Source organism: Paraburkholderia atlantica, assembly GCF_009362785.1.
In the GTDB taxonomy this organism is placed as follows: Bacteria; Pseudomonadota; Gammaproteobacteria; order Burkholderiales; family Burkholderiaceae; genus Paraburkholderia; species Paraburkholderia atlantica.
Genome location: NZ_WHNQ01000090.1, coordinates 1 through 9,208, shown reverse-complemented (window position 1 = coordinate 9,208; position 9,208 = coordinate 1). Strand labels below are relative to the sequence as shown.

Below are 9,208 nucleotides of genomic sequence, written 5' to 3'. Positions count from 1 at the left end.
AGGCGGCAAATATCGGTGGCAGCGGGCATCCGCTGCTGAACGGACTGAACCAAATTACGCTCCCCGGTAGCGGACACGCCCCCACTCTAGCATGCTAGCTTCGTCCATGCCGCCCAGGAAATCGAGCGCAAGCTGGGCGTCGCGCAGCGTTGCCGCGGCCTGCCCCGGACAGCACAAGCCGTCGCCGGACCGGACCGGGCACGGCGACGCGCAGGACATCGCGATGGAAGGCGACATCGGCGGTGATCCGCACGAGTTCGCCTGGCGGGCCGTCCCGCGAAGTGATGTTGTTTCATCCCCAAAGAAAGTCCCGTGGGGCGGTAACCCAACGTGCCGTGAGTTCAACTTTACTTTCCAGAAAAGCAAACTAAACGTGGACCTTGTTGACGAAGGGAAGTAAATCTGGAACTTTGCGGATGTTTGCTGGTGGCTGACGTTCGTCTGGTCGATCCTTGAGCGCTATTTGCACCACAACCGTTTTGCGAAGGCAGAGTCGAAAAAGTATCAGCCGGCTCTTTGTATTCTCTTGGGCGTTTCCTCGATCGAGGAACTGCTGGTGCTTTTCAAGACCGCCGAGGATTGCGGGATGTTGGAAGGGTATCGTTTCAACTCCTCGTTAGGCCGCATTCCGTTCAGGAAGTTGATGAACTACGACGGACTTTCAAAGGTTTCGTAGACTGCGGCATCGAGAGGGGCGGAGGGACCGCCCCTCGCATACTAATGAAAAAACGATCTTTTCAGTTTGCCTGTCGCTTCCCGATGCGTGGGTCTTCCATACGATATCCGTACATGGTCATCGGACGATGTTGGTCCACGTCGCGTACCCTATGCAGGTGTCTCGCCGACAGCCAGAAAATCTTCAGGCGGATCCGCTCGAAGACTCATGTATTCGAGGCGCCACTGATCAACCCGTCGAAGATCTGCCAGCGAGAGATGTGTATCCGCGACGGCGACACTACTCTCAAGAGCAATTTCCTTAGCTTTCTCTGGCTTGCCATAGACGCTCGTGAATAGTTCGGAAATCTCGCTGGCCGCTTTCTCGGCTGCAGCACGCGCAACCGGCCCCCCTTCTGTAGCGTCATACGCAACGGTGATGCGTAGGAAGTAAGGCTCACCGTCTTCGAGGTCCTGAAAGCGCACTGTGTCGAGGTCGAAGAAAACGCCCACCAGATGGGCGTTGTATGGCTCGAGGAGCTTGCCGGTCAGTTGCTCAACCGTCTTGCCCTTATGTTTTCGGCGAAGGCGATTCTCGAACGCATTCGGGAAAGCCGGACGACCATACCGCGCGGCCAGCCATTGCTTGAGTGCCCTCTTCTCATCGGCATTCAGTGTGACTGACGCATCCGGATTGGCAGCGATCGCATCGAACATCGCCGTACCGACCACGCTTCGGGCATCGTGACGCAGTTCAAGCGCGAGCGTCTGCCCTTCCCCCGTGGTGTAGGAGAGATGAAGCCGGCGTACGTTTCGGGCACGAGTGAACGTTGGCTCCGCCGTCGCAACGATGTCCGCGACGATGCACTCGACAAAGGGCTCCCTGTCGTTGGCGAGATCGCAGTCGTGCGAGATGACAACGACGCGATGTTGACCGCCGTCATCAAAGACGAGTCCGAGGTTCGACGCATGAGCGTCAACGATGAGACTGCCTTGCCGCCAAGCACTGTCACGTCCCGGCATCCCGCCCCCTCAGCGATCCTCGGCAGCACCTGGAATCGAAACATCCGATTGCCAGTCTGCTGTGGCTGGAGCCGCGGTATTCGAAAGACCTGCGAGTGCATAGGATCGCTCCATTGCCCGAGCCTCTTCAATCAAAGTCTGCACGGCCGCCGAACTGTCCTCCCCGGCCTCCAGGATGTCGAACAGGGAGCGATCTTCAAACGCTTTCATTTTCAGGAGACTCGACGCGCGCGCGACTCCTGCCGCCTTGAACGCGTCAGCGATCTGACTCAACGTCCTGATGCGCGCGAGCCTGTCCGCGTCCGGCATCGACTCTTCGGACAGCCACTTGTAGATCGCCTGGCGCGACACGTCGAAGAGAACCGCAAGATCGCCAATAGCGGGATTCAGCACTGCGCGGACATTTTCCAGATGTTCCTTCGCCGTCCGGATATCCGCGCGCGGGCGCCTGCGCGGCGACCGCGCCGCCGTGTCATCGCTGACAAAGAGTCCTGATCGAGGTGAAAGGTACCCGCTCCAACGGTCTACGTTCTCAAGCGGATATGCAGACCCCGTCCCAATGAACGGCCGGAACATCACCGGGTAATGCTTCGCAGCGCCAAACGCAGGCAATGATGATTGCATATGTCCGTCTCCTGATTAGTTTTTTACGACCAAGCCTTTAGGGCATGAGGCGTAACGATCGCCTCAAACGCCCGGCGGATATCTCGGTGTAATGCCTCGAGCTGGCTCGCGAGCGACGCGAAGTCAAGCGGAAATCGCCCCTGAACGAAATGATCCGTGTCGATGACCGCATGACGCTGCGGCTCCTGCTTCGCGAACCGGTCTTTAATCACGAGTCCGTGCGGTGCTACGTCCGGCGGAAATCCAAGCGGAGCCACGGCGCGATGCACCCTCGCCACAAGGATGCCCCGGTCAGCCAAAACCCCCGGCTGCGTCTCGAATACCTGCTCGCTCGATGCCGATTGCTCGACCGCACCAAACTGGACGCCGCGCAGGCCGCCAGCAAGATACTGATCGACCGTCTCTGCCTCGCGCGGCTGCACAGCATCTAGGTACCGCAGACCTAGGCGACTCACATGATCAAGACCCACAACCTTGTGAACGTGTTCAAGCCCGCGCAATCCGGTTGGCAAAAACTGTCGGCGCGTGTCGTAGCGGGTAGTATGAAAGGCGATGAACGTCGGGCTGAGCACGAAACTGGACGTACGGTCTGCCGTAGTCATCCGCCAGACCTTCAGGGTCCCGACTTTGGGGACAGGCGGTGCGTCATTAGCTTCGAAGACGAACTCCAGTTGCGGCATCGCCTGCTCTTCGAAGAGCGTATACCCGTCGCGGCGCAGCAGATCCTGCACTTCCCCAGCGTATTTTTCCATCGCCGGGATCGGGTTGAACTGCGCCTGCAGCAAGGCATAGTAGACCGGCGCATTGGCCATTCGTCCATTCATGATCAGCGGGCGCGAAAACGTGAGGTTGACATTTCAGTTGTCAGTTTACACTGTAGTTGACACACTCACAAGGAGAACTGCTCAGAACCGGCCCGCGGCCTGCCGTCGCGGGGAGCGACATGTCGCTGGACACCCGACGTGGCGTGCGAACGAGCGCACGCGGACCATGAACCGGCCCTTATATCCTCCACCGCTCACACCAGCGTATAGAGACCGGCCGCCGAATCAAAACGGTGGCGTCGCTTCCCCGGCTCCGCCGCCGTGTTACGTCGATTGGGCTTTGTCCGGATGGGGGTATTGCAAAGATGCTGCGGGTTGTGTAAAAGCGCAACAACATCATGAAGCCAGCATTGAATAATGCCATATAAAGCCAGACTAAAGACGGGTGAAGCGCGCAAGCGCAAGAAGCCGGGGTACCGGGTAAGGATTTCCTGATGCGAAAATCAGGATGCCGCGCCTCGTTTTTCCAGCTTCCGCTGAATGTGACAGGGATTCTGGTCGCTGACTATGAGTCGTCGAAGCGCAATTGGAAAACCGGTGCATCATGATCGCCTATCTGTCGGAGCGGGAGAACGCCGTCGAGGAAATTAATTCGGTCTGTCTACGACTGTTCGATGAGTGGTGCGAGACGCGTCGTGTGACCTTGCTTGCGTATCTGATGCACTGCTGGCCGTTGCTCGACAGCACGCCGAAGATGCTTAAGCGTCTTGGCGAAACCATGCGCGATCTGCGGCTCTATCACGTCGACCAACTCGACGAATCAGAGTTTCAGGCACTATGTGAACTGGCCGATCTGATTGATGAGCTGATCGAGCGGCCAGCGCCGATCAGAAGCGTGCGCTCGTGGAATAGTGCCTGAACATGATCAGAATACTCATTGCGGACGATCACGCGATCTTGCGCAGCGGGATCAGGCAGATCATCGCGACAACGGTCGACATGATCGTCGCCGCGGAAGCTGCACAGGGTTCGGAACTGATCGACAAGCTGCGCAGCTGCGCCGTCGACGTGCTGCTGCTCGACATGACCATGCCGGGCATCAGCGGAATCGACCTCGTCCGGCGCGTGCGCGTCGAGCAGCCTGCGCTGCCAGTGCTGGTACTTACCATCCACGACGACGCGCAGGTGGCGTCGCGAGCGCTGCGTGCAGGCGCGACGGGCTACCTGACAAAGGACAGCGACCCCGCCGTGTTGCTCGAAGCCATCCGCAAGATCGCGGGCGGCGGGCGTTTCATCGATCCGAGGCTCGTCGACGCAATGGTCTTCGACAGGCACCGCGGCGACGTGCCACCGCATGAAGTGCTGTCAGACCGCGAGTTTCAGGTCTTGCAAATGCTCTCTGCGGGAAAGAGCCTTAACGAAATCGCGGATGTGTGCGCGCTCAGTGCAAAAACGATCAGCACCCACAAGATGCGGCTGATGCAGAAACTCGGCATCACGAACAACACCGACGTGATCCGGTACGCGATCCGGCACGGACTGTCTTGCGTCAACTAGACTACCTGCGAATTAGGTCGGCGAGGCTCGGATACCGATCCGCGGCATTGTCACCCATTGAAAGGCCGTTGGAAAGCGGTACAGCACTACGCACAAGGCGCGGCCTTGCGTTGTTGCGAAACCTTCGCCAACCCCGCGTGAAGCGAAGCACCGCGACGCATCCGGTATTTCGTTCACCTGGTTGCGGAACTGATCCGCACCAGTCACCCATCGGGTTCAAGGCGAGTGCCGGTCTTCTGGCCTCGCCCTTGGCTCACGCGTGGAGCCCCAGAAAACCATCGGTACCAGGCCAATGTCCAGGAGTTGAGACAACAATGTGGTTACCCGTTTGGGTACCAGGCTTGCTCGGGCTCATGGTCTGGGCGTCTCAGTCGTTACGCTGCATCGGGGATGGCCGGGGGGTGTCCCAATCAACTTGCTGGTTTGATGCCAACAAAGCCGGCGGGCTCGTCACCCCCCGCCAAGGTCAGCCGAAACATCGGTTGAGGTCAAAGGGTTTGCCCTCCCGCATCATGTAATAAGCGGCACGCGCGAGCTTGTGTGCGAGCGCCTTCATGGCCACGACGGGCAGGCGCTTTGACTTTTTGCGATCATAGAAACGTCTGGCCTGTGGACAGCAGCGCAGCGCTCCAGCTGCGGCTTCGACGAATGCCCAGGCAAGGTAACGGTTACCGTTGCGTGCATTGCCTTCGCCCTTTTTCTGGTTCTGTCGCATTAGTGCGGGGACGCTAGAATGCGTGTCTGACGAACCTGTACTGACCCGATGATGAAGAAGGCACCGACACCACGAACGACCCTTACCCCAGGAATTGCGAAGGTTCTGAAGCGACTGCACTATCCGCTCGATGTCATGCTGATGTGCGTGCGCTGGTATGTGGCCTATGGGCTGAGCCTGCGAAATCTGGAAGAATGAAATGAACGCGTCCCACCCCGTGACCGAGTGAGCAAAGCAAGGTGGATCCTCACGGGGCCAACGGCATCGACGTGCCCACGTGGAAAATAGGAAGTTTTCCGAGGCGACCGGAGGATCCAGTGATGAATCGTACAGCAGTTGGTGTGGACATCGCGAAAAACGTGTTCCAGTTGGATTACATCGATCAGGACACCGGCGAGATCGTGAACAAGCCGATCAAGCGGGCAAAGTTCCTCGAACACTTCGCGAACCGTGCGCCGTGCCTGATCGGGATGGAAGCGTGCGGTGGTGCGCACCACTGGGCCCGGCAACTAACGAAGATGGGCCACGAGGTGAAGCTGATGCCGGGGGAGTTTGTGAAGGCGTTCAACATCCGCAATAAGAACGATGCGGCGGACGCCCGGGCGATCTGGCTAGCAGTACAGCAGCCAGGCAAGCCGGTAGCGGTAAAAACCGAGATGCAGCAAGCGATGCTTGGGCTGCACCGGATGAGGCAGCAACTGCTCAAGTTCCGAACGATGCAGATCAATAGCCTTCGAGGATTGCTGACGGAATACGGCGAGGTAATGAGCAAGGGCCGAAGCAAACTGGACAAGGAGATACCAGTGGTACTCGAACGGCTCGCTGAACGTCTGCCTGCTGTGATCATTGACACGTTCCGCGAGCAGTGGAGCGGACTGGCGAAGCTGGACGAGCAGGTAGCGCAGATTGAGCGCCGCATGCGCGAGTGGAAGAAGGAAGACAAATCGGTAAAGGCGATCGGCGAAATTCCCGGCGTCGGACTGCTGACGGCAACGGCGGCAGTCGCGATGATGGGCGATCCGAAAGCGTTCAGTTCAGGGCGGGAATTCGCCGCATGGGTTGGGATTGTACCGAGGCAGACGGGTTCGGGCGGCAAGGTGAATCTGCACGCGATCAGCAAGAAGGGCGACACGTATCTGCGCACGTTGCTGATCCACGGTGCGCGTAGCGTCCTCGAGCACACAAAGGAGCCGGGTGAGTGGATCGGGCAGATGAAGAAGCGGCGGCCAAAGAATGTCGTGGTCGTCGCACTGGCCAACAAGATGGCGCGAACGATCTGGGCCGTACTGGCCCATGACCAGCCATACCGGAAGGACTATATCAGCGTGAAGCCGGCCTGAATGGCTCACGCGATGTAGAAGATCAACGTTTGACACAGGGTGAATGTCGAAAGGTTGCGCAGTAGTCGAGTGTGATGACAAGCCAGGTAGGACCGGGGCCCGCCAAGCCTGAATCATCTCTAGAGCTTCGGGCTCGTTTGAAGAATGAGGCGCGGGCCAGCGGATTTCATAGGGGGTCGTAGCCTATTGGGCTGCAACAAGCCCGGACATAGAGCAGCAGCCCATCCTGTCTGTCACAACAAGCGAGAACTGGCGCAAAGGGACGCGTTCATATAGAGATGATGGCTGAACGCGGCATCGATGTCGACCATTCAACCGTGCACCGGTGGGCGATCAAGTTGCTGCCCGCTCTGGAAAAGGCATTTCGACGTCGCAAGCGCGCAGTCGGCAGGAGCTGGCGCGTGGACGAGACGTATATCAAGGTCAAGGGACAGTGGAAGTACTTGTACCGGGCCGTGGACAAAGCGGGAGACACGATCGATTTCCTGCTGTGCGCCCACCGTGACAAGGCTGCCGCAAAGCGCTACTTTGAAAAGTCGATTGAGTGGAACGGCGAACCCGAGGTGGTGACGATCGACAGGAGTGGGGCGAATCTCGCTGCGCTTGGGGCTATCAACGCCGGGCGCGAGACGCCGATCAGGATCCGTCAGTCGAAGTATCTGAATAACATCATCGAACAGGATCACCGCGCGATCAAGCGCCGGCCCCCCCAGATGCTCGGGTTCAAGAAATTTCGTTGCGCCCGCATTCTCCTGGGGGGCATCGAAGTCATGCACATGATCGTCAAGGGCCAATTGAACGATGGCGGCGTTGGCCAAACTCCCGCACAGCAGTTCTATTCGCTGGCTGGATAAGGAATCCATACCAATCGGTCTTGCCCGACCTCTCGCTCTTACTGCGACAGAACCGGCACGAGGCGTACCTCGATATTTGCGCGGAGATCGACAAGGCGCTCGCTGAAGCCCAAGAGAAGCTTACGCGCCCGTCCGAGCAGCAGATCGTTAGGGGGCTACGTGGCAAACGCAAAATAAATAGTGCGCGAACGTGCGGAATCCCGGGAATTTTCCCGATGGCAGACTCGAGGGCGGGCGGTGGTAAGGGTTGATGCGACCCGCATCTGCGCGTCAGAGTGCGGCGCGGTTACACTGTTGCCTTTCGCCGGACAAGCCTTTGTATTCCGTTAACGAGGGAGAGAACGATACCATGCGCTCTGTTTACAAAGTCAAGTGGAGGATGGTGCGCTCGGGCAGTGTGCCCGTGCGCTTCGTGTGCGTGACGGATCTCAATCTCGGCCGGAGTGTCACGAACAACATCGAAGGCGTGATCGACGACCTGATCCGGGCCGGCTGGCTCGACTATGGCGACCGGATGATCTATTCCGATGCACATGGCATTTGGGACGAGGTAGTGCTGGGCGAGGACTGCCGCTTCCTCGGCTTCCGGTCGCTGAACATGCGTACGTGCGACGAGGCGATCACGCTCGGGCTCCTGTCGTCGCGCTACCCGGAGGGCATCTAGTATGCAGTTGCCATTAGAAATACTCCGGCGATTCCTCACGCCCGCCTTCAAGGGCGAGCCCGATGATGCCGCGCTCGCGCGCATGGGCTACTCGCGGCCCTTACGCTATCTGCCCGATGGCCGCGTGGTCGCGCTGATGGAGATCAACACGTGGGAGTGGGCACTCGTGACGGGCGTTCGTCCGTGCGGGCGCACCGACACGTTCTACTTTCACTCATTAGAGGCGGCGCGCACCGCGCTCGATGCGTGGGACGGCTCGAGCGAGCCGCAGGGCTGGCTCCGGCATCCGCAGTCCGGGTCGCCCTCGACCTGATGGCGACGCATCGCGCGAGTACGTCCAGCCATGACCAGGACCGCCTACCTGATCGATCCCTGGACGCGCACCGTGGAAGCGGTAGAGCGCACCGCAGTCGACGCCCCCACTGTCCTGCGGGAAATCCGTTCCTTCATGCACTGCGACTATATCCAGGCTGTGCGTCTGCATGATGCGGGCCCGGACGTCATGTATCTGGACGAGGACGGCTACCAGAAGGACCCGCAGGCGTTCTTTCACTGTCGACTGTGGCCGAATCAAACGGTCGCGGGTCGTGCGCTGTGGGTCGGAAAGACAGTGGACGGCGACGACGCCAGTCCCACGATGCCGCTCGATTATGTGCGAGGACATATCGCGTGGGCTTATTGATGAGTTGCGGAGGTTTGCGAAAAATGAAAGCCCGATGCCGCATTGCACTCGTGCTGTCGTCGCTGCTCGTGACAGCGTGCCAGACGATGCCGGACAGCTACACCGCGCAGTTCCAGAGGGAAGGCGAGCCGCCCGCCTACATCGACGGGCACGCTGATGGATGCCGTAGTGGACTGAGCGCAGCAGGCAACCCGTACGTCCAGGCGACCAAAGACCCGACCCGCTTCGCGCAAGACTCGATGTACGCGCAGGGCTGGAATGACGGATTCTCGACATGCAAGGAATGGTACAAGCCCTTCTGACTACATCGCTGATGTGAGGACATACAGAT

The 9,208-nt window shown here is 59.2% G+C and carries 12 protein-coding genes and 3 pseudogenes; 11 read left to right on the top strand and 4 right to left on the bottom strand.

Features of this window, described 5'->3' with window-relative positions; all coding sequences use genetic code 11:
* Positions 1-91: 91 nt before the first annotated feature.
* Entirely contained in the window at positions 92-400 is a 309-nt protein-coding gene (locus GCT19_RS39780) for a hypothetical protein (protein ID WP_152854941.1), read from the top strand.
* A gap of 63 nt (positions 401-463) precedes the next feature.
* Positions 464-676, top strand: coding sequence for a hypothetical protein (locus GCT19_RS44070; RefSeq protein ID WP_018437942.1), 213 nt, complete (start codon positions 464-466; stop codon positions 674-676).
* A 149-nt stretch (positions 677-825) separates the two neighbouring features.
* Here GCT19_RS44070 and GCT19_RS39770 read toward each other — a convergent pair whose 3' ends face one another.
* Genes GCT19_RS39770 through GCT19_RS39760 form a run of 3 tightly spaced genes read right to left on the bottom strand, consistent with a single transcriptional unit; the run spans position 826 to position 3,113 of the window.
* On the bottom strand, positions 826-1,677 hold the full coding sequence (locus tag GCT19_RS39770; protein WP_018437941.1) for a hypothetical protein: 852 nt from the start codon (positions 1,675-1,677) through the stop codon (positions 826-828).
* A 9-nt stretch (positions 1,678-1,686) separates the two neighbouring features.
* Positions 1,687-2,301 (bottom strand): helix-turn-helix domain-containing protein, encoded by a 615-nt coding sequence (locus GCT19_RS39765; RefSeq protein ID WP_152854940.1) that lies wholly within the window; start codon positions 2,299-2,301, stop codon positions 1,687-1,689.
* Between the two features lie 23 nt (positions 2,302-2,324).
* On the bottom strand, positions 2,325-3,113 hold the full coding sequence (locus GCT19_RS39760) for a TIGR04255 family protein (RefSeq protein ID WP_018437939.1): 789 nt from the start codon (positions 3,111-3,113) through the stop codon (positions 2,325-2,327).
* A gap of 556 nt (positions 3,114-3,669) precedes the next feature.
* Here GCT19_RS39760 and GCT19_RS39755 point away from each other — a divergent pair.
* Both GCT19_RS39755 and GCT19_RS39750 read left to right on the top strand, forming a co-directional pair.
* Positions 3,670-3,984 carry a hypothetical protein gene (locus tag GCT19_RS39755; protein ID WP_018437938.1) on the top strand — a complete coding sequence of 105 codons (315 nt, stop codon included), beginning with the start codon at positions 3,670-3,672 and terminating at the stop codon, positions 3,982-3,984.
* Positions 3,985-3,986: 2 nt separating this feature from the next.
* The gene (locus GCT19_RS39750; RefSeq protein ID WP_018437937.1) at positions 3,987-4,622 is read left to right on the top strand and encodes a response regulator; all 636 of its coding nucleotides are present in this window, start codon (positions 3,987-3,989) and stop codon (positions 4,620-4,622) included.
* 466 nt (positions 4,623-5,088) lie between these two features.
* Here the strand turns inward: GCT19_RS39750 and GCT19_RS39745 are convergent.
* A pseudogene (locus GCT19_RS39745) lies at positions 5,089-5,430 on the bottom strand (hypothetical protein); the annotation flags it as partial.
* On the opposite strand from GCT19_RS39745, the pseudogene GCT19_RS39740 reads away from it, so the two are divergent.
* The 7 genes and pseudogenes from GCT19_RS39740 to GCT19_RS39710 form a co-directional block, all read left to right on the top strand.
* Positions 5,386-5,532 (top strand): annotated as a pseudogene (locus GCT19_RS39740) (IS6 family transposase); the annotation flags it as partial. The pseudogenes GCT19_RS39745 and GCT19_RS39740 overlap by 45 nt on opposite strands.
* Before the next feature lie 125 nt (positions 5,533-5,657).
* Positions 5,658-6,677 (top strand): IS110 family RNA-guided transposase, encoded by a 1,020-nt coding sequence (locus GCT19_RS39735; protein WP_026228993.1) that lies wholly within the window; start codon positions 5,658-5,660, stop codon positions 6,675-6,677.
* A gap of 275 nt (positions 6,678-6,952) precedes the next feature.
* Positions 6,953-7,531: pseudogene (locus GCT19_RS39730) on the top strand (IS6 family transposase); the annotation flags it as partial.
* A 349-nt stretch (positions 7,532-7,880) separates the two neighbouring features.
* Positions 7,881-8,195 (top strand): hypothetical protein, encoded by a 315-nt coding sequence (locus GCT19_RS39725; protein WP_152854939.1) that lies wholly within the window; start codon positions 7,881-7,883, stop codon positions 8,193-8,195.
* Position 8,196: 1 nt separating this feature from the next.
* Complete coding sequence (locus GCT19_RS39720; RefSeq protein WP_152854938.1) at positions 8,197-8,508, top strand: hypothetical protein; 312 nt, start codon at positions 8,197-8,199, stop codon at positions 8,506-8,508.
* Positions 8,509-8,538: 30 nt separating this feature from the next.
* Positions 8,539-8,877 carry a hypothetical protein gene (locus GCT19_RS39715; protein WP_018437024.1) on the top strand — a complete coding sequence of 113 codons (339 nt, stop codon included), beginning with the start codon at positions 8,539-8,541 and terminating at the stop codon, positions 8,875-8,877.
* 23 nt (positions 8,878-8,900) lie between these two features.
* Positions 8,901-9,179: a hypothetical protein gene (locus tag GCT19_RS39710; RefSeq protein WP_018437023.1), complete on the top strand. Its 279-nt coding sequence runs from the start codon at positions 8,901-8,903 to the stop codon at positions 9,177-9,179.
* Positions 9,180-9,208: the final 29 nt, after the last annotated feature.

Coding starts and splice junctions, on each gene's coding strand:
- GCT19_RS39780 (WP_152854941.1), top strand. CDS start 92: ATGCTAGCTTCGTCCATGCCGCCCAGGAAATCGAGCGCAAGCTGGGCG.
- GCT19_RS39770 (WP_018437941.1), bottom strand. CDS start 1,677: ATGCCGGGACGTGACAGTGCTTGGCGGCAAGGCAGTCTCATCGTTGAC.
- GCT19_RS39765 (WP_152854940.1), bottom strand. CDS start 2,301: ATGCAATCATCATTGCCTGCGTTTGGCGCTGCGAAGCATTACCCGGTG.
- GCT19_RS39760 (WP_018437939.1), bottom strand. CDS start 3,113: ATGGCCAATGCGCCGGTCTACTATGCCTTGCTGCAGGCGCAGTTCAAC.
- GCT19_RS39755 (WP_018437938.1), top strand. CDS start 3,670: ATGATCGCCTATCTGTCGGAGCGGGAGAACGCCGTCGAGGAAATTAAT.
- GCT19_RS39750 (WP_018437937.1), top strand. CDS start 3,987: ATGATCAGAATACTCATTGCGGACGATCACGCGATCTTGCGCAGCGGG.
- GCT19_RS39735 (WP_026228993.1), top strand. CDS start 5,658: ATGAATCGTACAGCAGTTGGTGTGGACATCGCGAAAAACGTGTTCCAG.
- GCT19_RS39725 (WP_152854939.1), top strand. CDS start 7,881: ATGCGCTCTGTTTACAAAGTCAAGTGGAGGATGGTGCGCTCGGGCAGT.
- GCT19_RS39720 (WP_152854938.1), top strand. CDS start 8,197: ATGCAGTTGCCATTAGAAATACTCCGGCGATTCCTCACGCCCGCCTTC.
- GCT19_RS39715 (WP_018437024.1), top strand. CDS start 8,539: ATGACCAGGACCGCCTACCTGATCGATCCCTGGACGCGCACCGTGGAA.
- GCT19_RS39710 (WP_018437023.1), top strand. CDS start 8,901: ATGAAAGCCCGATGCCGCATTGCACTCGTGCTGTCGTCGCTGCTCGTG.